Source organism: Hymenobacter sp. APR13 (genome assembly GCF_000737515.1).
Lineage (GTDB): Bacteria > Bacteroidota > Bacteroidia > Cytophagales > Hymenobacteraceae > Hymenobacter.
Genome location: NZ_CP006587.1, coordinates 1 through 25,723 on the forward strand (window position 1 = coordinate 1; position 25,723 = coordinate 25,723).

Below are 25,723 nucleotides of genomic sequence, written 5' to 3' on the forward strand. Positions count from 1 at the left end.
CGCTTTCTGTTATGCGTTACCGCTACTTTTTACTGCCGGCGTTGCTGGTGCAGCTTGCCTGCACGGCCCAGGCCCAGCGCGCCAATGAAGGCGGCAAGCTCAACAACTACGATTATGTCAACCGGGAGCTGGGCCGCAAGCGCGACGGCCAGGCCACTACTGGCAGCCCCTACCTGCTGCCGGACTGGGCGCTGGGCACGGTAGCCATGCGCACCGGCAACGTGCAGCGCCAGCAGTGGCTGAAGTACGATCTGTCGGCAGCGCGCCTGCTGTGGCGCCGGCCCCAGGGCGACTCGGTGGAGCTGTTCACGACGATGGTGCGCGAGTTTACGCTCCGCGACTCTGCCACCCACCAGACGCACGTGTTCCGGCTCTACCCCGAGGCCCGCACCGAGCTGCCGGTGCTGCGCGCCACCTTTCTCGACGTGCGCTACGATGCGGGCCGCACGGCGCTGCTGCGCCACCTCACGCGGCAAAGCCAGACCCAGACCTCCAGCGGCGCCCTGACGACCATCAAGAAGTCGGCGTGGAGCAACAAAACCGCTTACTACCTGAAGCTGCCCGACCAAACGCTGTTGCCCGTGCGCCTGAGCACCCGGAGCGTACTGGATGCTCTGGCGCCACAATACCGGGAGCAGGCCGGCGCTTACGTTTCGCAGCAGCAGCTCAATCTGAGCAAGGAGGCCGATGTGGTGCGGCTGCTGACTTACTACGACAGCCTGCAGCCTTAGCCGGCGGGCCCTGTATCTTTCCCGGGCGGGCTACGTTTGCAAAAACTCAACCCTGATCCTCTCCTCCATGTCCACCAACCTCGACTACCTCGACCCCAACCTGCTGCCGCTGGAAGACAAGCTGAACGCTTACCTGGCGGCTGAAAAGGCCCTGCGGGCGGCCAACACCGACAGCGCCAGCCTGCCGCAGCAGCAACAGCAGCAGGCCCTAGCGGCCGACGAATTTGAGCAGCGCTCCGTTGCCGGCAGCTTTCCGCAGCACGCCGAAGAAGTACGCGACCAACTCCAGAATCTGCAGCAAGACCTAGAGCGACTGCGCCACGAAATCCTGGCGCTGCTTCCCGTGCGCAACGAATGGGTGAAGGTCAACCTGGGCTATGGCCCCAGCCGCGTTGGCGCTTTCGACCTTCCCGGCCAGCCGGCAGGCACTTATGAGCTGCGGGTAGTGCATTAGGCCGATTGCCTTCTTTGCCTGGGCAGCGCCCGGTAGCCACATGGGCTGCCGGGCGCTTTTGCTTTATAAACACTTCATCATGTGGTCATTGGACAACAAAAAAAGGACGACTAATAGTCGTCCTCTTTCCCACAACCAAAAAGGGTAAAACTTTAAAAACCCCTCTAAATACACTTTAGAGGCACTTATTATTTTTAGTTTTGAGTTATATGGAACACAAATTTGGGTTTTATGGAACACGCGGTTACCTTTAAAGTAGAATAGTAATCTTCTCACTTCATCCGGCTTATCCGATATGGCACGTCCTAAAGCAGAGTTTCCAACCATCACCACCATTCTTCGCGCTGATGGTAAGTATGCCACCCTGAAAAACAAGCCTATCCAGATTCGTTGGAGCTTTGGTACGGCGGGTAGCTTTAAGATTCCGACGCTGCATGATGCACATGATAAAGAGCTAGACAAATCCGGCTACCTGAAGCCTTCCAATCGTGTGGATAGGGAAACCATCAACCGCTATCTTCAGGATATCAGAGACAGGCTAACAACCGCTTATAACCTGGTTGTAGCCGATGGTGTAATGGTTACTGATAAGCTGGTGAAAGAACGGTTTGAACAGCTCACCACCCTTGCGCAACAGCAGCAGGAAGAAGCAACCCGACTAGCTATCAAACGGGAGAAGTTTGAGCAGAAGCTAGCCGGTATGATAACCACGTTGCATGAAGAAGGCGCGGTTGAAGCGGTTGATGTGGTGATTCCCCGGCATGAATCCGCTATTGAGAAGTTGAAAGCGCAGATAGCTCACCATGAAGCAGAGCTATACAAAACCAAGCGCGAATACGACCTACTACCAGAGCCTGTAGAAGCTGAGGATGCGAAGCTTACCACATGGTTGATGAACTATGCACAACGGCAAGGGAAGAATACGCTAGCAGCCACTACCCTACGCACCTACACCAGCTTTGTAAGCACAGTTGCTAGGTTCCGACCTAACGTGTTGATCAATGAGGTTGATGATAGCTACCTGATTGCGTTTCAGGACTGGTTAACGGATACACCTTCTATGATCCCCAAGTACTCTTATGTAAAAAAGCAGAAGGTAGAACAAGTTGGTTGGACAGAAGGCAAAACCCGAACCAACGAAACAGTAGAGAATTATATCACTAAGATCAAATCCTGTTTAAAGTATTATCTAATACATGATGATAAGTTACCGGCTGGCATTAAAGTAAACACCAAATACCAGCGCTATGAATTTCTATTAGCAAAGAACAATGATGAAGTTATCACATTAGAAGAGGAAGAAATCTTAGCGCTGAAAGATCTACAGGTAACAAAGAATGACAGAAAGGCTCAGTTGCTACTACTGTTTCTGTGTGCTACTGGTTTACGTTGGTCTGATGCTATTACCATCACATCAGCTAACATTAGCAACGGCTACATCAGAAAGAGTGTTAAAAAGACTGAGAAGAAAAGCACCGTAGTTCACATCAAACTGAATCCGATATCAGAATACGTTCTAGAACAATGTGAGTACGATATCAGCAAGATTGCAATGGAAGATTATTATGCAGTAGAACTAATGCGCGAACTGTGTAAACTAATTCCTAGTATGCATGATAAGATAGAGTTGAAACGGATATCAGGAAGGAAAACAGACATAGTACAGGTTCCCCGTTGGTTTCGGGTAGGCACTCACACAGGCAGAAGAACACATTTGAACATACTGTTAGATTACAACGTCCCTGTTCACGCGGTAATGAGTATAGCTGGACACACCAACTTGGCTACGTTGGAAGGATACTTACAGGAACGTAGGACACTGAAAGAACACACGTTGAACATCTTCAACATCCCTAAGCAGAACTAAGCTACTACAGCCTTTCCAGATATAGAAAGAACCTCGCAGAACTATTCTGCGAGGTTCTTTCTTTTACTTAGCAGGACATAGAGCCTTGAAAATCCAGATTATCATCAAATCAAACAATAAACTTGAAATACATTCTTGTTAATTTATCAATATTTTTCTTTTTTTCTTTTTCATCAATGTATGTTTTAATGTATTTCATTATGTACTCACCAAGATTATGAGCTTCATTAATTTTCTTTATTATGCCTTCATCATATATCACCAGCAGCCACTCAGGATCAAATTTATTATAATCAAAAGACTCAGGATCTATCAACATTAGTTGAAAATCAGAATATTCAACAGGCTCATTTAGCAACCTTTTTACATCTGCATTTACCCCATCCATAAAATTGATAATATTTGGGAAAAACACCGCTCTACCACGATCTATAAGCCCATTCTTAACAATATTCTGAGGACTGCCTTTTACAGAATTTTTAATTGCTATATCTAAGAAATCTTGATAATCAATTATCTTATATCCACTTGCGTTGTAATAGAGAAATTCATCAAAATTTTCCTTCAAGCTCTCAATAATTTTATTTTTTTAAACTTACCTTGATAGAATCACCACCCATATTCCATAAATACACTAAATACATTTTATCAGAACGATTTACCTTCTGATGATTCATTATATTTAAAACAACAACTTCATCAGTAATTTTCTCAGGCATGTTGTTCTTAACATATACCCTATGTATAGATCTAAAAAAATTTTCACTTCTCATTTCACTCATTTCTGAACCAACCCTCAATAAATTATACAAAATCTCCCAATTCAAGTGCTCCCCTTGTTTATCAACAAATCCAGCTAACCCTGTAGTGAGCCTAAGCCTTTTGTTAGCACTGATATTTTCCAGAAATGTTATAATATTATTTGCAATATCAATTGCATCATCCTTCTCAATATCTATATAAGACAGTACAAATAAGCAATTATTAAAAACCGAACTATAAATACTTGTAAAATACAGATTATTTAGCTGCGAGTCTGTTACCCGATTTGCAAATACATAACTAAATGTTTTTGAAACAGTATGATTAGAAAGCAAGAAATTTTTTACAGTAGCTACTGTCCACTTAGCTGTTTTATTATTAACAGGCAATGAATTAATATTAAGCTGATTCATCTTTTTCACTAAATTATCACTATTACAATAATGAATTATGGTTAGAATTATAAACGATGAAAACTCATTCATCTTCTGAACATATGATGTAGTCATTGACAAACTGAGCAACAAGGCTTCTACTGACCTCTGGCTTAATCTCTTATATTCATTATATGCATCATATATGATACAGTTAGTATTCAGATAGACAAAGTACTTCATCATACGGGCTTCTAGTTCTACATGATGGAGTGCTCCACTAACTACGCCACCCCCCCCATGATATAACCAAAAAACATTATTTATTTGCTCAATTATCTCATCAATGTTATTTTCAAATATTCTGTTAAAATATTTATCCCGAATTTTTATAATAAAATCTCTTTGTTCATCATCAATCTTAGTCAGCTTATTAACAAGATCATCAAGTTGGAATGATTTGATTTTGTTAATCAACTCGTATTTGTGTTTATAGTCCTCATCAATATTATATTTTACCAAATTACGCATAGTTTTAATATTACTCTTTGCCAAAAAGTAAGAAATATACTTCTCAGATTGCCAAGCTTTATTAGCTACTTCATCTAACATTAATATACATTGGTGAAAATTACCCAACTTATAATGCATGTAACATAGCTCCATATCGTCATCAATTTTAGAAGCTGGCGAAACAGACATTAGAGATATGGAAGCAATACATTTGTCAAACTTAAGTGCAACGTAATCCGAAAGAGGATTTTCTATAGCTTCTTCTTTCTTCAACTCAATAGACAACTTCGGATATCCGTTAGGATATTGCAAATTGTGTCCATCACCTATCACACTTGTAATCATACTTGCATTAAGCTTTTTAATAATCCATTTTATCTTATACAACATATCAGCCTGCTTCTTTTTCGCAATAGTTGTCTCAGCCTTAAACTCAATAACCCCATCCCTAATATCTATCTCATCATAGAACAATCTGCTAATTGCTGGGTTTTTTATACTATAAGTATAATCCAATACATAACCGTGTACATTTTCTTCATCTTTAACCCTGAATGGATAAAGTGAAATTAATTCTTTATAAGGCACACATGTAATATCAGCAAATCTGTTCAGCGAGATAAACATTTGATCAACAATTGACTCTTTATGCAATCTTTCTTTAAAGAAATTATATTTATACAAAAATATTAAAAAGTCATACAACGCTTTGCCTCTTTCAGAAAGCCTAGCAACTTCATCATCATATGAAATTAGATCAGATTTAATACTTGATACATATTCAGAAAAATAATTTACTGACTTATCATTAACATCTTTTTCATTTACTTCAAATCCGTCACTGTAAGATATAACATTTATACCTTTCCTCTTAAGATATTCCCTTTCCGATTCGTGCATACTATCAGAAGCAGAAAATAGGTAAGCCATTTGAAAATTCTTGCCTAATATATTTCTTACGGTTTGAACAATAGCCTTAAGATTAGGATCAAGAAGAAGCTGTACCCTATAAACAAAACAACCTTTGATGCGAATACTGATTTGATGAAGCTTTCCATAAGCGGATGACTAATACTATATTCCAAATAATCATCTTCTTTAAGAACCATATTTACATTGTCAATATCTCCATGCATCTTAATAAGCAAATTAGTGCCTGATGAATATGGAAAGTCTTTATCCTCTTTAATGATAGAGTATGGTAGTGCCTCTGCACTTACAACTTGTTCTAGCAAATTGTCATAGTTGGTAGTAATTACATGCTCTGGCTTTAAGTCAAATATCCCTTTATGTATTCCATTAGCAACAGAATTGTTAACACCTAGCACACTCCTTATTTTATCAATATATTCCTTTTCTTGTCTCTCATTGTAATACATCTGAGCAACTTTCAGATAGTCACCTTCACTATCTGGAACAGATATATCTTTTTTGAACTCATCAATCAACTTACCCCAAGCTGGTATGCCAGCATCTACAGAAATTCCAGCACCAGCGAAGACAACTAACTTTCTATTACTGATTGCATCCTTAAGCACTTTAATGTCAGCTAAAACACGGTTTTGCATTTGTATGAATCTAGTAGTGAATGATACGGTCCGAAGATACCTACTCCTACTCTACTACCCTACTAAAAGTCTAGCACACCCTGTGTAAACGTTGGTTTAGGTCGGTAGATCTGAGTGCATCTACAGTTGCACCTTTCCGCACCAGACAAATCAGGATCACCGGGGAACTGGCATGTTTCACCACCGACAATGAAGGGTGCATTGATATCAACCCGTTGCCCACCGGCTTGTATATGGCTGAATCTGGTACGCTTGTCAGTAGTAGTTAACCAGACCTTATCCAGCTTCAACCCACTGGTAGCAGCTCCACAGTAGCTACCGTAGTTCTGTGCGCCTATCAGCTCAGTACGGCTGATCACCTTCGCTCTACTCCTACTGAAGCTGGTAACCCTGTTGCGCAAGTTCTTAGCTGTTTCAGCAATACCAGCACCTGTATCCAGTGAAGTGGATAACACTTGCCTTACCTGCTTCCTGGTAGTGTTGGTGATAGCTACGATAGCCTTACTAGACTTAACCGCTATGAAGTTCTTAGCCAACCGCAACCACTCGTTTACTGGTAGAATCGGAAACGCTTTCTGAGTGCTGAGCTGATACAGATATTCAATCTTCGCTTCCTGTTGGATAACGGTTAGATATAGACTCTCCAAAGCTATTTTAAGGCTATTGGTTGATAGCACAGCAGCAGATAGAGTAACGCTACCAGTTAGTTCAAAGGATTCAATACACGGCTGCAAATCACGCAATAAAGCCTTCACTAGTTTCTTCTCATAACCAGCGGTTAATCTATCCAGTCGGGCTAATCGTTCGGCTATGTGTTGCTGTTCATTATTCACTACTGCTTATATAATTTGATTACTGGACATCAACTTTGACTACTTTTATTAGAAAAACTATGCAAAGTTGATGTCCAAGCCTACTTAATCGGCTACTTCAGCATCACCAGCATCATAGGTATCTACTGGTTCAACCGGATTATCATCAATGGTTGCTGAGTAGGATAAACCAGCCGATCTAACGAAACCATCACCACCGGCAACCGCACTCAATCCAACCATCTTACGCTTTTCATTTTCCGTCATGAAAGTAGCGCTGTTAGCCGACGTGATAAGTTCTGATAGATTAGGTTTCAATACTTCAATACCACTGGTATCCAAATCAATGTATACTTCATCTTTGAAGAAGGGACCAACCAGATAATTCAACCCATCACGCAGTTCATGTAAGGTGCTGATAACCGATTTGTATAACGCTTTGTGCGCTTCCGTAACGTTGTTGTAGGTGTTCTGCTTCGTGCCACTCAGCAGAATAGATGGGTAGCCCAACAGATCCGCAATCCTACCAGCATCGGCATTGATGCTATCCAGTAGCTGTAGCTCTACAGATGATAGCCCTAGCTGTACCTTACCTAGCTTCGTGTTAACGAAGGTGAAATCCTTGTTGCGGGTAAATTCCTGCTTCAGATTTTCCTTCTGATCACTGGTGTAGCCTTCTGTGTCTGGTTCATCCTTGTATACAGCCGTTTTGGGACCACCCTGCGCCAACTGTTCAATCTGTTGACGTAACGCGTAGTTATGACTTGTTAGAGGCAGTGTAGCGGCTACCAGGGGCGACAACCCATAGGTGCTATCATTCAGGTTGAATTTCTTCAGGTGCAGTACATCTGATGGCGCAAAAGATTCCCGGCTACCAGTGGCACTGATGAAACTGTAGCCTTCTACCCTACCCATCCAGCCAGACGCAACAGATACGCTGGTTGATTGCGGCATTACATGGAACTCCATAGGCTTGCCGGTATTCAACCCTTGCTGCACACGCAACACATACACAAACAGGTTACCTGTATGCAGATACGTTCCTAGCGCTTGCGTTACAAACTCACTCCAACTTTGGCGCGGGTTAGGTCGGTAAAGGATTTTAGACAACGGATGGTTAACTGCTTTCTTCGCGTTCTCATCTTTGGCATCCAAGTAGTAAACGTTCCAAGGAATAGATTTAGCCGTTTGCTGAATACTATTAACAATGGTGTAGAATACGCTATTGTATTCATCATTCTTAACTGAGTTATAATAACGAATCGGAACATTGTTGCTTACCTGATAAAGCGGTGCGGCTGGTTGTGGATACGATACAACCGCTTTAGTTTCAGGTTCACCAGTTGCTTTTGATTCACCAGCAAAGACGCTTAATAGTTTGTCATAAAAATTCATTAATATATTATTGGTTTTTTCTTCGCTGGCACTGTTAATCTAGCTAAACACTGTGTTAGCGTATCTACTCTATCATCATGTTTACCATTTGGAAACGCTGTTAATTCCTGAAGAAAGGCTACAATCCAGTGTCCATCAATTAACTTGACATTGTATTTATTAATTTCCGGCAACACATTATGTAAACGTTGTACTTTATCCGATGTAGGATTGGGAGCCTCTTCAACTAATATATTTCCACTTCTACTAAGCGTATTAACTATTGGCTTACCATTCGCTTTCGGTTCTACATATAATGTTGAAGTAGTGGTAGCCCCGTTACGCTTCAGGAACTCAGGTAGGAACGCTACTAAATCATCTTGTTCCATCCAACACGAATACGACTCTCTGATATAGGTGGTACCCTTCACCACACAGCTAGCCAGTAGCGCGGTTGGGTCGTTGGCTCTGTTGGCGGTTAGCGCGGTATCAGCATCAAAATTCCACACCACATTACTACCTGCGGTAACTGCCAGGAATTGTTGCCAGTTGATGATTTCAAAATCATCCTTCTTTATCAATCCGGTACTATCATCCGCCGGATTCTGCATCACCTGAGCAGCATAGGCGAAGTGTGATAACTCCCCTTTGTATTCCGCAATCTTGGCTTCCCCGAATCGTACTGGATTCAAGTACCCATCATGGGCATCATAGTAGCTCAGAGCCACTACCGGCTTCACTAAGCTTCGGTTGTGGGCATCAACCCGCGCTGGTAGGTTGATGTGATTAAGCTGCTTCTTTGCTAGCAGCATACCAGCCGGGTCTTCTAGGTGAAGACGCTGCATTACCGTAACGGTAACGGTGTATTCCTCTGTTTTGCGGCTGCTGAGCGTGTTACTGATGAAATCATTCACCGTATCACGTTTCTTCTCACTGTTGGCTTGTTTGGCGCTTAGTGGATCATCATTGAAGATGAAATCACTATGCATACCAGTAGCCGCCGAATCAGTGGAGCTGGTGTAGTAGATACCCTTTGCTTCAGTACCAAACTGTGTTTTACCGTCTATCTCTTTGTTGAAAATGACAACGCCTGGATACCAGCTTTGAAACTTAGGCGACTTCAGACATTCGCGAACCTTACCACTGTTCTTCGCACTGATCCTACCAGCGTAGCTGGTACCTAGAATCTTCACCGATGGGTTACGTAGGGTAATCCATGCCTGTAGTAGCTGTAGTACTGTGGATTTAGACAGACCGAACGGGAGATTGATCAGTACATCTAACTGCTTTTCTTTCCGCTCCCAACACAACACCACTTTCTGTAGCTCAGCACACAGAAATTCTATGTGCCAACTCATCACCAGTTGACCGGCTTCAATAGTCTCCCAAAAGTGAATAAAGAAGCTGGTGAAGTTGCGTTTACATTTAATAGCTATAGCTGCATCTAATTCAGTAACGGGTATTATTCTAATCACTATCCTTTTTCATTTTCTTCAATAGCATAATGTATTGATCTAACTCTTCATCACTCAGCTTATTCTTATCTAAAGCTGTATCAGTAATAACTTCAACTTCTGGTTTATCACCATACTTGCTGGGGATCAACTTAGATAGCAACCACTTTCGGTTATCAGCTTTCAGCCTATCTCTATTAATAGCAACCATTGTATCAGCAGAAGCAGCACCATCAGATATACTAATGATCTGATCTGCCCATCCATACGCTTGCATCTTTCGTGCTTGTGTGTACCTGTTAAGAAATTCCTTTTTAGAATCATCAAATAACCATGCATAAACGGTAACTGTAGAAGGCATGTGTTTATCATTACATATCTTGTGTAGAGCATCACCAGCCGCTAAACGCCAACATATTTCAGATGCTAATTGATCATTGTATTTACAAGGTCTACCAATCATTAACTCATTATTGTTTTCATACCTCTATATATTCGTTTTAAGGTACTAAAAAGGCTACACATACACAGTGCAGCCTTTTCTCTTTATGTAGCGCTATGCCACCTCAGAATCACTAGAATCATCTGCTGTAAGCTTATCAACCTTACCAATCCGCTCTATTGATCTTAGTTCGGTTAACAGGTCTGCTTCAGACAGCTTACCTGCTACAGCATTCTTCAATAGGTGCTGTACTGCTTCATCAAAGTAGTTTACCTGAATACCAGCATCGTTAATTGTCTCGTATAAATCACTCATTAACTACATTGTCATTTTATTTTCAATAAGCAAGCCTCATTGTGATACACTGACATCAGATGTTTCAGCACGTTCACATAGTATATATCCCAAGGTGACCATATCAATAGATGCACATCGTTATATTGCACCTACTTTACTCTCACTGTATCTACACAATGTTAAAGTCAACAGCAACTTACATCACATTTCTGTTCTTCATCTCAGTCCTATACTACCTGCTTTATTGGGGAGCATTTGACATTGACATATTTCAATTTATCACAATTCAAGACATTGTGAAAGGCATAGCATTTCCACTTAGATACGCAGTATTGGCATTAATCATAAACTTTGTACTTCACCTAGTATTAGAAGCATTTGCAGAGCGACTAATTCCCGAATCTTCAAGACAAGCAGCTTCATGGAAAAGCAAAATTAAATTCATCAAAAAAACAAAGAAACCGACTTCCAGAAACTACACGCAGACCTTGAGGCTATTCAGTTGGAAGTAGATAAACTTGACTCAAAGTCAGAAGAGATTAGGAATAATTTAAAATACACAATCAAATATGTAACTATTATCTATATTGTCATTCTGTTTGCGCTTTCGTTATTCTATTATATAAATGTCACCTCACTACAAAATGCAAGTTTTTCAGCGTCTGTAGCTAGTACAATTATTGGATCATTATTGGTTTTCAATAAGTTGATACCTGACAAACTAATAACCCTTGACGATAGTAGCAGCAAGTTCGCTAGCTTCATCAACGGGATTTTTGTATTTGCTATAATATTCTTACCCATTAATGCAACACTAGCCGGCATTAGCGAGTCTCAAGCAATAAAAAGACATGTTAAATTCAACTACGTATCCAGTATTAATTATTCTGAAAATAAGTTCTTTAATACCAATAAGGTTCTGATATTCTTAGGCAAAGCAGGCAGTAAATACATTTTCATCAACAGTCGGCATACACAACACATCATTGTTGATGAAAACCAGATCCCTACACTTAATTATGAAACATATGACATAAGTGATGCAATTTCAAAAAAAACGTTTGAAAATCACAACAAGTAAACCATCTAACTTCGGCAACCAATTCACACTCATTGCATGGAAACATCCGCGATTATAGCTTACACATCTTTACTTGTCTCCATTGTCACAGTCACAATAACGAGTTTAGTCACGATAGCGTCTAAATATATTGATTCCCAGCAAAAAATCAACGAACACAAGCTATTAATCAGAGGGACGTATATAAATAGAAAAATACAAGCAGCAGAGGATGTAATAATTGAAAACAGCATGTTTATAGAGATGTATAGCTCTACTCTTCAACTTTACGAAGACTTTAAAAACACAAAGAAAAAGAATAAATTTTTGGAAAGCAAAGCAACAAATACCAGTGATGCATTAGCAAAGCTTTTAATTGAAAAACAAAATCACAGTGTTCTTTATTTTGATTTTAAAGATGCAGTTAAAGACAACGATATAAACAACAACCTGAATAACGCCAACAGGCTCATTAACGAACTGAACATTCTCATTGCCACTTACAATACTAGCGAGGAAAAAGATTTTTCAGAAATAGACACAAAAATTACTGAGTTTAAGACTCACATCATTTCACTAATGAATTATTATCGTTCCATAAATTCATTTTTACGAACTAAATTAACAGAATACGACATATTATAGAATCATCAAAACTCTCAACTATGCCTTATTCACTGCAAACCTTCCAGTCCATCCCCTTTGAGCAGCAGGTTACCGTTGTCTGGAACGAGGGTAAATACATCGCCACCCGCTATGAGGAAGAGGACACCGTAGGACTCTATCATATGGATGGTGGGTTCTTTGTGGAGCTATACTATGACTCGTACCAGAACAAGATGGTAGAGCGAACCAACAGCTTCTCAGACCCCGAAGGATTGGAGGACTACACCCCCTATGTGAAGCTAAATGACCTTATGTAATACCTGGTACTGAAGCATTACTATATTTTCAAAATTTAACCGCACTTTAATATTGTAACTGAATCATGAACTTCTTAGGCAAGGATCTACTAGCAGATTGGAAAGAACGAGTTGGAGTAAAGAAATTTAAACTAGCAAAACCATTAGATTCACCTTACAAGCATTCTATTGATATTGAAAAAAGTCTTCGCAATTTTTTCAATATTTCTGATTACACTATAGGGACAAAGAGGTTTGATGATGAAAATTATCTCGTCTACTTGTTGTCCAGCACCGAAGATCATGACATTTATCAACTAAAAGAGTTGGCTGAATTAATTGAATATGCTAAAGTTAACGCACCTCACATACCGTTAAAATCTAAAAAGGGGCTCATATCACATGTTCGTTTAAGTCAGTTTCTATTTGAAGTGTATATGGATAAATTTTTAAAGCAAAATTCCATAGATGCAAATAATACTATGAGTTATGTTGACAGCAAAGGCAACATTAGACCGATGGATAATTATTTTGAATTTTTAGGCAGCAAATATCTTGTTGAATGCTGTAGGGTTGATGAACCAATCAATAAAAGCATTCTTCAGCTAAGCGAATACTTAGTAACTTCTCTAGCTAAAAACAAGATTCATGATTATAAAATGTATCGTGGGCACATTGGATTTAAAACCGAAAAGTCACTATCAAAGTCCATTGATAGGGCAAAGGGTGTTGTCATAGATCTGTACAAGAAATATATGCACAGTTTTAACACTAAAGGATTAACAATATTTATTCCTAAGAAATACGAATGCGATGATTTTGATATTGACATCATGCCATATTATCTCGGAACAAGTCATGAACAAGAAGTCAAAAAATCATCATATAGAACACTAATCTCATTCCACGCTGAAGCTAATTCATTTGACTTAAGCAGAGGTCAAATTATAATATCGGGAATGAAAACACAAAATGTTAGTGAGATCAATCAAAAATTATTCAACAAAGTACAAGGCAAAATCAATCAACATAGTGATGCACCCTCTGACTATAACAGAATAATATTTATTGAAATTGATATAACCAAAGGGCATAGCCCTAATACCCCCATGTTTTCTCCAATTGACAAAGAAAATATTAATTACGACTTATTTGATCCATTAATAAACAATAAAACAGGAATTATTTTTATTTTTAAAGAAGCTAATGAAACCGGCATTCACAGAGTAATGAATACAGTATGCCCGCCCAATTACAAACCACTTATAGATTATCTATCAAAACGAAATAACAAGTAGGGTAACAGTTACATTATCAACAAAATATTCTATAACAAGATGTTTCAATAAACATCCTGACACCTCATGCCTTTCCTTATTAAGAATAGAGGGACGAAGTTGGAGCGCTTAGAGATACTGGATTAGCCCACCCAACTTATATAGGAGCCTATGTATAAGCAGTATGAATCACTTCCATGCTGCTACCGACATCCTACGCGTACACCTACTCAGTCAACGCCGCACCAGTCGCACTGGTATCCGTATCTACCGTGCCTGGATAGACCGCTTCACCGCTCACTTCATCCGGTATCAATGCTGTAACTACAGTGGCGTATACAGCCTCTCTACTGGTACTACTCCCTTCTATGTAGGCAAGACAAGCCAACGGGTTAAAAGCCGCGTGAAGGGACATGTACGGCTGTTTCTGAAGAGCTTGGTTAGTTACATCAGTACCGGCATCATTTACATGAACGCGTACCATTTCGTGAAGTGGTGCAACCTGTTAGCTGACAACCGAAAAATCACAGTGCGCATCCTGAGCAATGATGTGGATGATGAAGCAGCGTGTATCAGAGCTACCAGCGTGAAGCATCGGTTAACCAACATGGAAGAGCTAAGCAGCAGCTACCACCATGATTCAGAACTAGTGTTGTCGGAACGGGTACGGGAATTGGTTACGCGTTCTCGGATAACCATGAACCTAGCCGGTTAGCGCGGTTCACTACGCGGTATATCTTGTTCACCTCTTCCATCAACTCATTATAGCTATAGTCAGCACCCTTATCTACATGCGGAACATAGGCTTCATACGCCGCCTTATCAATCTCACAGTGGAAACTATACTCATGGTGTTTAACACTAATGGCAATATTAAAATAATATTGTGTGATAACGGTTACTTGTGTTGCGGGTTGGAATATATCAGACGCATACGCATAATCTAAGGTAGCATTATTCACGACCCACCATGAATAGTTTCTTTCGTTAGTTTGAGGAATATTCTGTAACACCTCTTCTATGGTTTCATACTCATTGCTACTGTATTTGTTGTCATAGTAGTATTCAACTTCAAGTTGATTTCTAAGCTCGTTCACGGCTTCAAAGTAGTCCATATAGTACTGTTCAACTTCAAGTTCGGTTATATGGTCACATAGCGCTTCCCTGTAGCCCATGTTGAATACATCATCATCACATATAGTAGGCGCGGGTTGGTTGGGTGGTGGTTGGGTACATCATCGTAGTAGTTGTTTGTTTTTCTAGTTACTGTATACATTATATAGTAAAAGCTGGTAATGGTTTACCGTTTGGAGAAAATATTTTCAATATTTCTTCGGAGCTGCTACAGGCTTGGACATCAACTTTGCATAGTTTTCTAATAAAAGTAGTCAAAGTTGATGTCCAAGCCTCTTAGCCCACGAGGTCAGCGGGTAGCAGTCTGAAAAAAGATTGAAAATATTTTTCCCAAACGGTAAACCATTTTCAACTTTTACTATATAATATGTACAGTAAGCAGTAAAACAAAACATAACTATGAACAACATAACCTTTACGCACGATGGTATTGAGTATACCACCCGTTCCCGAATCATCAGAGAAACGAATATTTCAGCTTCAACGCTTCAATGGTTGCTAGACGCGCACCCCGATATTCCAAAGATTATTGAGGAACACAAACACTACTATCATAAGCAACAGATTAAAGCAATGGTAGAACACTTTCATCAAAATAGAAAACAAAAGAAATAAGCTATGAATATCCTACAGAGAAACAACTTAAAATCACTGAATACCTTACTGGTAACATGTGAGAATAAACAAACAACGGTTGATGCAAACTTCACCGTGTACAATGACAATACCTATTGCCTGAATGTATGGTATATGGATGGATACAGCAGCGAAGTTGAAAGCTACGAAAGCCTACCAGATAATCTGGTACTTCACATAACAGAAGCTTACAAAGCTCAGCATTGGAAGAATGATATGGAAGGCACTTCAGGTTGCTATTACGACCTTAAGCGCAATCAGATATTCATCTTAAAGGCGAAGATTGATGAACTACTGAACCACTACTATACTCAGCTAAGAGTAAAATAAAAAATAAATTACCAGCATGTACGATAAGAAGATAAGTATTTACAAAGATGAATTTTACTTTGACTATAACAGTCCCAAAGCATCTTATAAGCAATCCCATCAGCTAACCTTAGCTGAAATCGGGGGAATCATCAAAAAAGGTGGTGATGAACAACATCACATATTCACCTACAAGGACCGGATAGCCTACATCCGTAGAAAAACGAAAGCGGAAGCTGAGCGCACGAAAGGCAGCCTACCTAGCTTCACACCATCGGCGCACTTTCTAGGCGAGAAGAAAGGCATCAATGAACCCATGAAACATAGTGGTTTCATGGTAATTGATATTGACAAGCTGAATAACAATCAAATCAGAACCATACAAAACGATGTGACTGATGCCAACATTGCTACCATGATGTTTATCAGTCCTTCTGGTAATGGGTTGAAGATTATCCTGAAAGTAACCGGACTACACCAGCAGAACCACACCAGAGTATTTGAAGCCTTGCGCTACAAATTCCATACTGAGTTTAATATACCGTTAGAAAACCTGGATAAGAGTGGAAAGGACGTAAGTAGATTATGCTATTTCAGCTATGATCCACATATCTACACGAATACATCACCAGTAGAGCTACGGCAATCAGATCTACTCGTCAGCTATAAGCAGAACAAGCTAGCACAGAAAGAAGGGTTTGAGCTACAGGATATTGATGAATCACGCATTGATAACACGTCGGCTACCACCATCTTCTACAGTGTGGTTGAACAGTTGAAATCGGGTGCTGATCCACTGGATTATGTAGAGGGGCAAGCCTACAACTGGTTGGTAGCTATCACGCGACTGAAGAAGAAGCAGCTCACGTTGTCACAGGTGCTACCGCTGGTGTTGGAGTATGTTCAGACAAAGGAAAAGCCGCACACAGTAGACGATATCACACAGAAGCTAACGAAGCTCTATAAGGAACTCTATGTAGGGTATGATAGCCGCTACACAAAGCAACCCGCCGGAACCAACACCCCTACCAACATCATCAACCAGTACCTCACTGAGAAGCTGGATTACATAGAGCAGAAGCTACGGTCGGAAAAGACCCTCTATGTAAACGCACCGACGGGAGCCGGTAAAACTACCATGTGCTACGCCCTGGTAAAGCGCTTAGGGCTGCAAGCTGATTTCCTGATGCCTACCAGAGCCTTAGTACAGCAGCAGAAGGATTCAACCGCCGCTACAGCCGCTGGTGTTACCCTGGCTACCATCATCAATGATACTCCCCTATCGGATGTACACACCACCGTTGATATGCTGGTTGCCTGTTACCCTGCTATCCAAAAGTTGGAACCTAGAAAGGCGCAAATCCTGATCATTGATGAAGCGCACAGTCTGGTTAGTGACTATGGTTGGAAGTATGATGTATCCCAACTCATAGACCGTCTTAAAGCCCGCTATGAGTATGTTATCTACCTAAGTGGTAGCATGTTTCCATTGAAGGGATTGTACACCGATGCTAACTATTTAGAATTTACTATCACCAATCGTTTTCACTACCAATACGATCTAATCCAGTTGGGTGAAAGTGTGAGTGATACCGAATACTATGTTAACAACCTGAAAGATGATTGTTTGAACGTGTTCTACCTGAACAACAAACGCACACTAAAGAACATAGCTGAGTTGTTGCGTAGTTCTGGAAAGAAAGTATTCCTACTTACTAAAGATGAAGTTGATAAGAACAGTCAGAATGAGTTTACTGAAACCTACACGAAGCTGATCAATGAGTCTGAATTAGCCGATGTTGATGTATTCTTAACTACCTGTTATGTACAAGCAGGTGTGAATATCAACAATAAGAATAAGGCTATACACATCACATTTGGCAGAGGCTCCACACTGATTGACCTTATTCAGTTCACGGCAAGGTTTCGCAAAATGAAACCATCCATCAGCATCATTCATTCGTGCCAAATCGGCAACACCAGCTTTTTCAACGAATGTTTTGCAAGGGAGCGCATACAGCTACTAATTAATATCTATAAGAATATTGACAAGCAACAGATGTTTTATAATCATACCCATGACTCCGAAAATCAGGAAAGACTAAAGTTTCATATGACGGGTGTTGTCAGATCAGATAGTGGGCGTTATGCTGTTGATGAATACTACTTAGCATTTGAACATTACATCCATGCTAACAGAAGTTCCTTTCAGAATAAACCATTGCTGGAAAGGATACTAGCGCTTCACCATTTCACATTCAACCAACAGATCACCTACAACACCCGGTTTGATGAAGCTACGAATGATGAATATGTGAGTATAGCAAAACAGAATAAGCAGGAAATTGAAGAATATAAGAAACAGATAATCAGCGAAATGCTAAGTGGTGAGTATAAATACAGATGGAATCTACAGGATACCACCCGTACCACGTTGGAAAAGAAGTTTGAAGAACTTAGTGCCTATGTGAATGAGAAGGTGATTCAGGATGAGAACCTTTTCAAAACATCGGCTTTCCTGAACTTCAAAACCAGAGTAGCTTACATCATGCAGGACAAGTACACTACCAGTAAGCTAAAGATGAAGCCGGAAACAGTGACACAGTTTAATCTATTCAAACAACTCAAAGCGCATTTCACGGTTGGAACCACCTATCAGGCTAGCTACATCAATGCCCACGTTCTAAGCGCTGGGTTAGGTTATTCAAATCACAACTTCCTGAAAGCGCTGGAAGTTATGTTCCACATTAAAAAAGAACGTGAGAATATCACCACTACCACAACCGATGGTAAGGAAGTTACGAAGAAAGTAACCACCGGCTACACCATTGTAAAGGAAGTTGAGCTAACCGATTACACTAAGATTAAAGGCTTGGATTTGGTGAGCTTGCTCAACATCATACAGCTATAATGGTTGTTGGACATCAACTTTGACTACTTTTATAAGGAAAACTATGCAAAGTTGATGTCCAAGCCTGTAGCAGCCTGGAAAAAAAGATTGAAAATATTTTCTGAAATCGGTAAAACCATTTTCAACTTTTACTATATAATGTATACAGTAAACAAAAAATCACCACAATGAAAACAGAACTAGAAACACTAGATGATCTTAACTTCCTTGAAAGCAAATCAACTTATATCAAAGTACACATGAACAAGGTACATTCATTGATGTTGGAAGATGTGCGAATGATACCACACAAAATCAGTCGTGAACTTTTCAACCTATTGTGTACGATAACGGAGAGCGACAACATCTTATATCAGATTGAAACTGGTGATATCAGACCCTTGAAGATTTATCAAAACACTGGTATACCCTTGCTACATGTTTCGTATGCAGAGTTTTTATCAGCTATGCGTAAATACAAAATAGACAACCTACTACTATGAATGATTCGGTATCTCACATCAGCAGTATGGATGAAGTAATGAGCGCTATGAATGCGTTAACGTACTTCAACTTCGGGTTAGCGCAAGATTCCACCGGGCACATGCTCACTGGTTATGAAGAGCATACACATAGCGTTGATGAACTAACCTATTACCTCACTCCCGACCTACACCAGCTTATCAACCCTTTGTTCACAGAGGATGTATACGACTTTTGGGATACGGATACCCGCGCTACCCTTTACGATGCACTACAGAAGCTCCAAACCATTGAAAACCGCAAACAAAAATAAACAACCTATTAGTATGAATACAAAAGAGAAACTTCGCGAACTGAGAAAAAAGATTCAGGACAAACTAAACTTAATCCGAAAACTGGATATATAATGATGTGGTAGGCTTCGTACTCCTATCGTACATGTAGGTTATTTTTTGAAAGAGTCCAGTCAGAGTTTCGCCGCTCTCGCTGGACTTTTTTTTATTCTCACACTTTCAAAACTTATTCTCACACTTTTAAAAATCTATTCTCACACTTTTCAAATTTATTTTTAAAAGTTGATAACTTTTTATTCAGCAAGATAGTATCTTTGCACTCCAACTTACCAGAATAAACAAACTAACAACATATCAGCAGTATGAAACCGAATCACATTAAAGCCCACACCACCGCCGTACGCGCCGCTATTTTGAAGCTAATCCAAGAAAAAGGGTTTAGCCCCGATTCGTTTATGATTATGGACAATGGATACAAATCGTATGATATCATTGCTTTAAAGGGCGACCCCTTGACCGATCAAAAGCGCTTCAAAATCACCCTGCACAGCACTACCAGCCGCAAATACAAAGAAATGGTTCGTTCTAGTTGGAGAGCTAGGCAAATAGACTCCGGTGAGGTCGTTGGGTTGCCCCTAGCATTCATCAACCAGTTGCCCGCCTACTTCAATCAGTTCGGCATTATTCCCCGCGAAACGCTTAAAGAACCCTACCAAGAACCAACAGTGGCGGCTACGATGTACGATGCGTTCCCACACCCCCGCGCTAGCAAGATTGACAACTTACTAAACGAGTAGAGCAATGACAGACGAAGAATGGTTACCCGACAATGAGCGCATCAAGCGCATACTTGCCAGCTTTGATGATGATGGGGTAGTAGACTGGCTTACCCTGGTTGATTTCGGGGATGCCCGGTACTTGGTCGGTACCCGCGAAGACCGCGAAGTAAATACCCTGCAACTAACGATTCCCGCGCTAGAATTGCTTAGACCACACTTCAGCGGCGATGCCTACAGAAATGGTAGAAGCATCACCTACTTCACCAGCCTCTTCCGGCGATGGAAGATTGAGAAACTACTAGGCTAGTAGCAGCCTTGGGTTGAACGCAAAAGGATTAGTATGAACGTGAAAGAGCAACTTACCGAGCAACAGCAGCAACTAGTACACACATTGGTAAAGCGTATAGGGCTATACTCAGTACGCTATCAACTTGTATGGTTGGATGGCGTAACTGGCTGGTTAACCGGATATGAAGCAGACAGAAGCCCTGAAGCTAGCTGCATGTTAACGCGTGAAGAGTTTGAGTTACTAGCCAAAGCATTCGCCTTAGCTAATCCCATTGATCTTATTGAATACAACTTCACAGTTACACAGGTTAACAATGTGGTACGGGGCTGGAAAATAGATAAGCTCTTAGTGTAAACTTTTGCCCATTCTACGCTATAAGTAGCATGGTAAAGAAAAAGAAAGATGCGCACTACTTAAAGAATACCGATTTACTAGCTGAAATTGTAGCATGTAAGAAAACGGGTGTTTTATCTAATAAGGCTGCTAACATGTTTATACTGTTAGCCAACAAAACCATCAAAAAAATGCGTTACAGCAATCCTGATGATAGGGATGATTGCTACCAGACCGGGATAATGCAGATGCTGTTGAACTGGCATCACTTTGATGAAACCAAAAGCACCAACAGCTTCAGCTACTTCACCGAGATTTTCAAACGGGGGATTGCTAAAGGTTATGGGGAGCTATTCTACCACAAAGGGGATAAGGAACGTACCACGCGTACCATTAGCCTTAGCTCCGGTAATGACGGGGAAAGTTTATTCAACCTGTAAGCTACTTGTAAAACAAAGCGCTTTCACGTTGCCGACGCTTCAACAGAATAGGCTTACCACCGGCATTTCGCCACATACAGAAGCATTCTGTGATCCGCTCTACATCATCCTTATTCCCCGCGTTGATTTCGCGTAGCAGGCTGGATTTAGCGAACCCGTTGATCCCGATGTTGAAAGCCAACGATACTAACGCGTTGGTTTGATTCTGTGTCAGCTCTACAGTAACCAGTGTAGCAACAGCCTCTTCAAAGCGCTTCAGGTCGTGTGTTAGTAGCGCTTCAGCCTGTTGCATGGTAATCTTCACTCCTGGCTTCACATGCCTACCTGTGCTGCCGGCTCCTATAGTCCACACACCAGCCGCACACTTGTACGCTTTCAGTACTACGCCTTCCTCACGTATCAGGAAGTCCCTACCAACCTTATCTACTTTCATATCCCTATATATTTTGTTATCACAACGTAACCAGCGGCTAGGAACGCTACTACACCTAGCAGGATGAACCACCAATTACCAGCCGTTTTCTTACTGGTAGTTATCGTGTCACTTGCTGCATTCCCGGTACCTTGCTGTTGGCGGTTTTCCTTGCCTTTATAAGCACTTTGGTTACCCTCCCCTACGCTACCCTGGTTTCTCTCTACAGTCGCCGTAACGGCGCTATTCATGCTTCCTGTAGCAGCACCAGGTACACCAGTTCTACTGGTAGCGGATTGGTTGGTAATCGTGATCGGGCTGTTCTTCAGCTTCACCTTCTTGCCACTCAGCAACCGCTTCACCACTGCCTGTGATACACCCTGAATTTGGCTTGTATCCGCCCCTGTAGCACCCGCAACAGCCGTTGTAGTGTCTAGTGTTGCCGTTGGCGCTATTGTTCCTTGTGGAGCCTCTGGAGCCTTTCTATTGATAGTACAGTTGCTGAGTAGTAGTAGCAGGATGATAATGAAACTAGTTCGGATCTGATTCATTAATTGGTTCTATAATTTCTTCGGCTGCTGCTTCCGTATTCATGTTAACTGTAGCTTCATCAACATTAACGGTTGAAGGCATTTTATTTAAGTAGATAGCTAACATATAATCTGACAAGGCACTGATGCAGTAGATAAGTGTTAACGTGGTTAATTCTTCCTTACTGAGTGGTTGCCAACTAGCTAACCTACATACAAGTGGTGATGTAACCAGCGTAATACCGCTTAGCAATGCAATACAGGTAAAGATGTTGAAGGTGCCTTTTGCGTCCTGTAGAAACTCTCTTAATCTACTCCTACCCTGTTTCATTATTTAGCTTGCATTTTCATTAATATATCAAATATCTTATCAACCTTAGCACTCATTACTTCGGCATTCTTATCTATTTTAGTTTCCAGATCATCTAGCTTACAAGATATATTATCCATTGTCTTTTCATTAACGCTGAAACGTAAATCATAATTATCTCTAAGCCTCTCAATATCCGACACAATACCCCTAAACCTAAGTTCATGTGCATTATTTACGGTATCGTTTATATGCTTAACATCAGATATCAGGTCAAAAAATTTGGGAATGTTCTTATCCTGGCTTTTTTCTATTTCCAAAAGCCTAGCCTCAGTACGCTTCTTTTCATCATCTAACTTACTTTCCAACTCCTTACTATTACTTTTCTTCATCGTGTATAAGAACACACCAGCAGAAATAAAGATAGGAAGCCACATTCTTGCAGCTTCTATCATTTCAATATGCGTAAATAATAAGATGGTTAAGGTTAGCATGATGGAAATGTAAATGATTTATAAATTAATTGGGTATGATTTGAATCCAGTCTACAGTACCGACAAATCCACCTTGACCACCTATATGTATCGTATCATTCCCACCACCAAATGTGATAGAGAATGTATGAAGTCCAGCGGTGTTCGGATATACATCAAAACCCGTATTAGTTACTAATCGCAATGGTGCGGTACCAGTAATTTCCCCTATCATAACTTTCACTACACCTGTACCGGAAGCAGTGAAATTACGTAGGTAATAGCCCATCCCACCGTTCGCACGAATTTGATTAGGCTCTATTATCCAACCACCAATGTTACCCCACCCCCCTTGTATATTGAAGTTTGCTTCATCAGATGGGATCAGTCCATCAGGTGCGCCAGCAGCTTTTGTATAGACTGCTGTATTCCATAACACGCTACTAGCGGGATTTGCCCCTATTGACCTAGTTCTTACCCCTACACCATTTACAGGCACATCTATATTACCTACTTGTATAGGCTTCGCTGCCTGTATCCATGTAGCGCCACCATCCAATGTCTGTTGAATATCACTAAGTATATACCCACTCGGTAGTGTATAATCAAATGTATCTAGAACATCATTTTGTATTGGATTTGTAGGAGCTGGTGTTACTGCCGGACCAGATGGGGTTGTACTACCAGATTCAATTGTTACCGTAGTTCCCGCTTCAATAGTTGCTCCGGTTGGTATAGAGCTACTCCCCTTTAGATAAACAGTACCACCACCTTTGAACAGTACGAAACCACTATTGCAGTTAAAATCACAGTCTACAAAAGTAACAACTTTACCTACTGGAATTTCAATATACACATTAGACAAGAAGCAGTTATTGTAATAAGTGCCACCTAGACCATTCACACTCAAACCACCACTTTGTACAATTAGATTTGACACTCTACTATATTCCCTAGTGAACATCTTATAATCATTCAAACTTGTAATGAAGTTATTTCCCACTACGTGCGTACCTGCTGCGAGAACGGCGTTCTGAGTCAAAGAAAATGGATAAAATAATAATATGTTTCCAAATATGCCTGTAAACTGAAATGCATTAGCCAAGTCACTACCTTGATACACGCTTCCACTTAATGATGTAGCATACACCTTGGGCAAAGGATTATTTCTAATATTTGTTATTTGATTCTGCAAATTTATATCAACCGCATTAACCTCAGATATTTTATCATCAACATATGATTGTGTTACATCACCTGCTGAATTGACCTTTGCAGTTAGCTCAGCATCCAACATTACTTCTGTAATACTACCGTTGTCAATAGCTGCTGATCCATTGATCTGCAACCAGCTCACGTTAGTTGACGTGGGCGCTACAGTACTATTCTGAATATTGTTCTTCGCAATGAATACCCCTACACCGTTGCGCACGAATTGACCTTTGGTGTAGCTACCGGCTACCCAATCATTCGCAGTGCTAACAATGGCATTGATACGACTGGTGAGGCTTAGATTGGTACTGTTAAGATCACTCTCCAACCCTTCTACTGTGGTTTCTACCGCACTGATACGAGCTTTGATTACGGTATCATCATACACGTAGTAATCACCACCACCGGAACCACCACCACCGATAAACTCCCAATCCAGGTCGGCTGGTGCATCATCAGCAGCCTGATCACCAGTGGATATCAGAGAGCCGGACAGATCCCGTTTCGCTCTGATGAATTGGTTGTTATAGATTACAATGGTGTTTTTCTTATAGTCTCCCGGCAACCAGTTTTCAATTTTGGTTAGTCCGGCTGGATTCAGTTCTCTCCAATAGGGATCATTGCTGTTCCCCGATGGTGTAGGCATGAAGTAGTTCGGCAGTTGCCCACGATCCATAGCCACTTTTGCAGAGAATAAGCGGTATTCCCCGTTGATCAGGAACTTCACCGTTTGCCCCTCAGCATAGGTATCTTCAAACGGGTTGAAATCGGCAATGCTGTTTACCTTCTCTTCAATAGAATCACGCTCTACCCATTTCGCCGGTACTTTTGGCTCTGTGAAATCACCGTCTACATATACCTGTAGCGTACTACCAGCATCATATACTAGAATATATTCCTCATTGGGAAATTCACATTTACAGGTAGTGCCTAAGCAAAGAAAATCAGGATTCAACTCAGTAAGGGTTGATGATCCTTCATACCATTGTGGTGATGCATTGGAATAACAACGCACCATCTTATAACCGGACTTCGTGTTATTTGCGCCGGGAAGGTTATTCGCTACGGTCTGAATAATGGTAGGAATAGAAACCTTAAAGTTCTGATCAGTACCAGCACTTGTTTCAACTTCAATAACCTTATCCAGCAATTGATTCTGCTGTGTGATACTATTTAAATCTTTGATCCTTGTTTTCTCTACTCCGATTGGCATATAGTGTTATGATATTATAACCTATATATCCTTAATGCGAAATAGAAACATCACTGATTATACACGCCTAAAAAAATTAACATATAATGAATTAACAATC

Annotated in this window: 26 protein-coding genes; 13 read left to right on the top strand and 13 right to left on the bottom strand. The window is 40.8% G+C overall.

What is annotated here, in order from left to right; translation table 11 throughout:
* The first annotated feature begins 11 nt into the window (after positions 1–11).
* The 3 genes from N008_RS00005 to N008_RS00015 all read left to right on the top strand — a co-directional run bounded on the left by N008_RS00005 (position 12) and on the right by N008_RS00015 (position 3,052).
* The gene (locus N008_RS00005; protein ID WP_044012708.1) at positions 12–731 is read left to right on the top strand and encodes a hypothetical protein; all 720 of its coding nucleotides are present in this window, start codon (positions 12–14) and stop codon (positions 729–731) included.
* 67 nt (positions 732–798) lie between these two features.
* Positions 799–1,185 carry a hypothetical protein gene (locus tag N008_RS00010; protein ID WP_044012711.1) on the top strand — a complete coding sequence of 129 codons (387 nt, stop codon included), beginning with the start codon at positions 799–801 and terminating at the stop codon, positions 1,183–1,185.
* Positions 1,186–1,480: 295 nt separating this feature from the next.
* Positions 1,481–3,052 (top strand): tyrosine-type recombinase/integrase, encoded by a 1,572-nt coding sequence (locus N008_RS00015; protein ID WP_044012713.1) that lies wholly within the window; start codon positions 1,481–1,483, stop codon positions 3,050–3,052.
* A gap of 109 nt (positions 3,053–3,161) precedes the next feature.
* On the opposite strand, the gene N008_RS22800 is transcribed toward N008_RS00015, so the two are convergent.
* The 8 genes from N008_RS22800 to N008_RS22815 all read right to left on the bottom strand — a co-directional run bounded on the left by N008_RS22800 (position 3,162) and on the right by N008_RS22815 (position 10,666).
* Positions 3,162–3,620, bottom strand: coding sequence for a hypothetical protein (locus tag N008_RS22800; protein WP_156108922.1), 459 nt, complete (start codon positions 3,618–3,620; stop codon positions 3,162–3,164).
* A 13-nt stretch (positions 3,621–3,633) separates the two neighbouring features.
* Positions 3,634–5,631 carry a hypothetical protein gene (locus N008_RS22805; protein ID WP_156108923.1) on the bottom strand — a complete coding sequence of 666 codons (1,998 nt, stop codon included), beginning with the start codon at positions 5,629–5,631 and terminating at the stop codon, positions 3,634–3,636.
* A gap of 26 nt (positions 5,632–5,657) precedes the next feature.
* Positions 5,658–6,269: an SIR2 family protein gene (locus tag N008_RS00025; RefSeq protein WP_081910511.1), complete on the bottom strand. Its 612-nt coding sequence runs from the start codon at positions 6,267–6,269 to the stop codon at positions 5,658–5,660.
* A gap of 62 nt (positions 6,270–6,331) precedes the next feature.
* Entirely contained in the window at positions 6,332–7,102 is a 771-nt protein-coding gene (locus tag N008_RS21085) for a phage minor head protein (RefSeq protein WP_081910512.1), read from the bottom strand.
* 84 nt (positions 7,103–7,186) lie between these two features.
* Positions 7,187–8,476: a phage portal protein gene (locus N008_RS00035; RefSeq protein WP_071884447.1), complete on the bottom strand. Its 1,290-nt coding sequence runs from the start codon at positions 8,474–8,476 to the stop codon at positions 7,187–7,189.
* Positions 8,476–9,930, bottom strand: a complete 1,455-nt coding sequence (gene terL / locus N008_RS00040; RefSeq protein WP_044012723.1) for a phage terminase large subunit — start codon at positions 9,928–9,930, stop codon at positions 8,476–8,478. The genes N008_RS00035 and terL overlap by 1 nt, the downstream gene beginning before the upstream one ends.
* Positions 9,923–10,372 (bottom strand): hypothetical protein, encoded by a 450-nt coding sequence (locus N008_RS22810; RefSeq protein WP_156108924.1) that lies wholly within the window; start codon positions 10,370–10,372, stop codon positions 9,923–9,925. The genes terL and N008_RS22810 overlap by 8 nt, the downstream gene beginning before the upstream one ends.
* A gap of 93 nt (positions 10,373–10,465) precedes the next feature.
* Positions 10,466–10,666, bottom strand: a complete 201-nt coding sequence (locus N008_RS22815; protein WP_156108925.1) for a hypothetical protein — start codon at positions 10,664–10,666, stop codon at positions 10,466–10,468.
* Between the two features lie 1,099 nt (positions 10,667–11,765).
* Between N008_RS22815 and N008_RS00055 the strand changes: the two genes are divergently transcribed.
* The 3 genes from N008_RS00055 to N008_RS22820 all read left to right on the top strand — a co-directional run bounded on the left by N008_RS00055 (position 11,766) and on the right by N008_RS22820 (position 13,908).
* Positions 11,766–12,353, top strand: a complete 588-nt coding sequence (locus N008_RS00055) for a hypothetical protein (protein ID WP_044012728.1) — start codon at positions 11,766–11,768, stop codon at positions 12,351–12,353.
* Positions 12,354–12,373: 20 nt separating this feature from the next.
* The gene (locus N008_RS00060) at positions 12,374–12,631 is read left to right on the top strand and encodes a hypothetical protein (RefSeq protein ID WP_052381011.1); all 258 of its coding nucleotides are present in this window, start codon (positions 12,374–12,376) and stop codon (positions 12,629–12,631) included.
* Positions 12,632–12,696: 65 nt separating this feature from the next.
* Positions 12,697–13,908, top strand: coding sequence for a hypothetical protein (locus tag N008_RS22820; protein ID WP_156108926.1), 1,212 nt, complete (start codon positions 12,697–12,699; stop codon positions 13,906–13,908).
* Positions 13,909–14,564: 656 nt separating this feature from the next.
* Here N008_RS22820 and N008_RS00065 read toward each other — a convergent pair.
* Positions 14,565–15,002, bottom strand: a complete 438-nt coding sequence (locus tag N008_RS00065; RefSeq protein ID WP_156108927.1) for a hypothetical protein — start codon at positions 15,000–15,002, stop codon at positions 14,565–14,567.
* Between the two features lie 418 nt (positions 15,003–15,420).
* Here N008_RS00065 and N008_RS22825 point away from each other — a divergent pair, with 418 nt between their 5' ends.
* The 7 genes from N008_RS22825 to N008_RS00100 all read left to right on the top strand — a co-directional run bounded on the left by N008_RS22825 (position 15,421) and on the right by N008_RS00100 (position 21,473).
* The gene (locus N008_RS22825) at positions 15,421–15,636 is read left to right on the top strand and encodes a hypothetical protein (RefSeq protein ID WP_156108928.1); all 216 of its coding nucleotides are present in this window, start codon (positions 15,421–15,423) and stop codon (positions 15,634–15,636) included.
* Positions 15,637–16,003: 367 nt separating this feature from the next.
* Positions 16,004–18,877, top strand: coding sequence for a BT4734/BF3469 family protein (locus N008_RS00075; RefSeq protein WP_044012735.1), 2,874 nt, complete (start codon positions 16,004–16,006; stop codon positions 18,875–18,877).
* Between the two features lie 478 nt (positions 18,878–19,355).
* Positions 19,356–19,652, top strand: a complete 297-nt coding sequence (locus N008_RS00085; protein WP_044012740.1) for a hypothetical protein — start codon at positions 19,356–19,358, stop codon at positions 19,650–19,652.
* A gap of 342 nt (positions 19,653–19,994) precedes the next feature.
* On the top strand, positions 19,995–20,429 hold the full coding sequence (locus N008_RS00090) for a hypothetical protein (protein WP_044012742.1): 435 nt from the start codon (positions 19,995–19,997) through the stop codon (positions 20,427–20,429).
* 4 nt (positions 20,430–20,433) lie between these two features.
* Positions 20,434–20,718 (top strand): hypothetical protein, encoded by a 285-nt coding sequence (locus N008_RS00095; RefSeq protein ID WP_044012744.1) that lies wholly within the window; start codon positions 20,434–20,436, stop codon positions 20,716–20,718.
* 33 nt (positions 20,719–20,751) lie between these two features.
* The gene (locus N008_RS22830; RefSeq protein ID WP_156108929.1) at positions 20,752–21,054 is read left to right on the top strand and encodes a hypothetical protein; all 303 of its coding nucleotides are present in this window, start codon (positions 20,752–20,754) and stop codon (positions 21,052–21,054) included.
* A 29-nt stretch (positions 21,055–21,083) separates the two neighbouring features.
* Positions 21,084–21,473, top strand: a complete 390-nt coding sequence (locus tag N008_RS00100; RefSeq protein ID WP_052381012.1) for a hypothetical protein — start codon at positions 21,084–21,086, stop codon at positions 21,471–21,473.
* A gap of 1 nt (position 21,474) precedes the next feature.
* Here N008_RS00100 and N008_RS00105 read toward each other — a convergent pair whose 3' ends face one another.
* The 4 genes from N008_RS00105 to N008_RS22835 form a co-directional block, all read right to left on the bottom strand.
* Complete coding sequence (locus N008_RS00105) at positions 21,475–21,906, bottom strand: lysozyme (RefSeq protein WP_044012747.1); 432 nt, start codon at positions 21,904–21,906, stop codon at positions 21,475–21,477.
* A gap of 510 nt (positions 21,907–22,416) precedes the next feature.
* Positions 22,417–22,542 carry a hypothetical protein gene (locus N008_RS23970; protein WP_262489701.1) on the bottom strand — a complete coding sequence of 42 codons (126 nt, stop codon included), beginning with the start codon at positions 22,540–22,542 and terminating at the stop codon, positions 22,417–22,419.
* Positions 22,543–22,745: 203 nt separating this feature from the next.
* Entirely contained in the window at positions 22,746–23,219 is a 474-nt protein-coding gene (locus N008_RS00110) for a hypothetical protein (protein ID WP_044012749.1), read from the bottom strand.
* 25 nt (positions 23,220–23,244) lie between these two features.
* Positions 23,245–25,623 carry a hypothetical protein gene (locus N008_RS22835; protein ID WP_156108930.1) on the bottom strand — a complete coding sequence of 793 codons (2,379 nt, stop codon included), beginning with the start codon at positions 25,621–25,623 and terminating at the stop codon, positions 23,245–23,247.
* Positions 25,624–25,723: the final 100 nt, after the last annotated feature.

Excerpts from the sequence above, each read along its gene's own strand:
- N008_RS00005 (WP_044012708.1), top strand. The coding sequence starts at position 12 with ATGCGTTACCGCTACTTTTTACTGCCGGCGTTGCTGGTGCAGCTTGCC.
- N008_RS00010 (WP_044012711.1), top strand. The coding sequence starts at position 799 with ATGTCCACCAACCTCGACTACCTCGACCCCAACCTGCTGCCGCTGGAA.
- N008_RS00015 (WP_044012713.1), top strand. The coding sequence starts at position 1,481 with ATGGCACGTCCTAAAGCAGAGTTTCCAACCATCACCACCATTCTTCGC.
- N008_RS22805 (WP_156108923.1), bottom strand. The coding sequence starts at position 5,631 with ATGGCTTACCTATTTTCTGCTTCTGATAGTATGCACGAATCGGAAAGG.
- N008_RS00025 (WP_081910511.1), bottom strand. The coding sequence starts at position 6,269 with ATGCAAAACCGTGTTTTAGCTGACATTAAAGTGCTTAAGGATGCAATC.
- N008_RS00035 (WP_071884447.1), bottom strand. The coding sequence starts at position 8,476 with ATGAATTTTTATGACAAACTATTAAGCGTCTTTGCTGGTGAATCAAAA.
- N008_RS22810 (WP_156108924.1), bottom strand. The coding sequence starts at position 10,372 with ATGATTGGTAGACCTTGTAAATACAATGATCAATTAGCATCTGAAATA.
- N008_RS22815 (WP_156108925.1), bottom strand. The coding sequence starts at position 10,666 with ATGAGTGATTTATACGAGACAATTAACGATGCTGGTATTCAGGTAAAC.
- N008_RS00055 (WP_044012728.1), top strand. The coding sequence starts at position 11,766 with ATGGAAACATCCGCGATTATAGCTTACACATCTTTACTTGTCTCCATT.
- N008_RS00060 (WP_052381011.1), top strand. The coding sequence starts at position 12,374 with ATGCCTTATTCACTGCAAACCTTCCAGTCCATCCCCTTTGAGCAGCAG.
- N008_RS22820 (WP_156108926.1), top strand. The coding sequence starts at position 12,697 with ATGAACTTCTTAGGCAAGGATCTACTAGCAGATTGGAAAGAACGAGTT.
- N008_RS00065 (WP_156108927.1), bottom strand. The coding sequence starts at position 15,002 with ATGGACTACTTTGAAGCCGTGAACGAGCTTAGAAATCAACTTGAAGTT.
- N008_RS22825 (WP_156108928.1), top strand. The coding sequence starts at position 15,421 with ATGAACAACATAACCTTTACGCACGATGGTATTGAGTATACCACCCGT.
- N008_RS00075 (WP_044012735.1), top strand. The coding sequence starts at position 16,004 with ATGTACGATAAGAAGATAAGTATTTACAAAGATGAATTTTACTTTGAC.
- N008_RS00085 (WP_044012740.1), top strand. The coding sequence starts at position 19,356 with ATGAATGATTCGGTATCTCACATCAGCAGTATGGATGAAGTAATGAGC.
- N008_RS00090 (WP_044012742.1), top strand. The coding sequence starts at position 19,995 with ATGAAACCGAATCACATTAAAGCCCACACCACCGCCGTACGCGCCGCT.
- N008_RS00095 (WP_044012744.1), top strand. The coding sequence starts at position 20,434 with ATGACAGACGAAGAATGGTTACCCGACAATGAGCGCATCAAGCGCATA.
- N008_RS22830 (WP_156108929.1), top strand. The coding sequence starts at position 20,752 with ATGAACGTGAAAGAGCAACTTACCGAGCAACAGCAGCAACTAGTACAC.
- N008_RS00100 (WP_052381012.1), top strand. The coding sequence starts at position 21,084 with ATGGTAAAGAAAAAGAAAGATGCGCACTACTTAAAGAATACCGATTTA.
- N008_RS00105 (WP_044012747.1), bottom strand. The coding sequence starts at position 21,906 with ATGAAAGTAGATAAGGTTGGTAGGGACTTCCTGATACGTGAGGAAGGC.
- N008_RS23970 (WP_262489701.1), bottom strand. The coding sequence starts at position 22,542 with ATGTTAGCTATCTACTTAAATAAAATGCCTTCAACCGTTAATGTTGAT.
- N008_RS00110 (WP_044012749.1), bottom strand. The coding sequence starts at position 23,219 with ATGCTAACCTTAACCATCTTATTATTTACGCATATTGAAATGATAGAA.
- N008_RS22835 (WP_156108930.1), bottom strand. The coding sequence starts at position 25,623 with ATGCCAATCGGAGTAGAGAAAACAAGGATCAAAGATTTAAATAGTATC.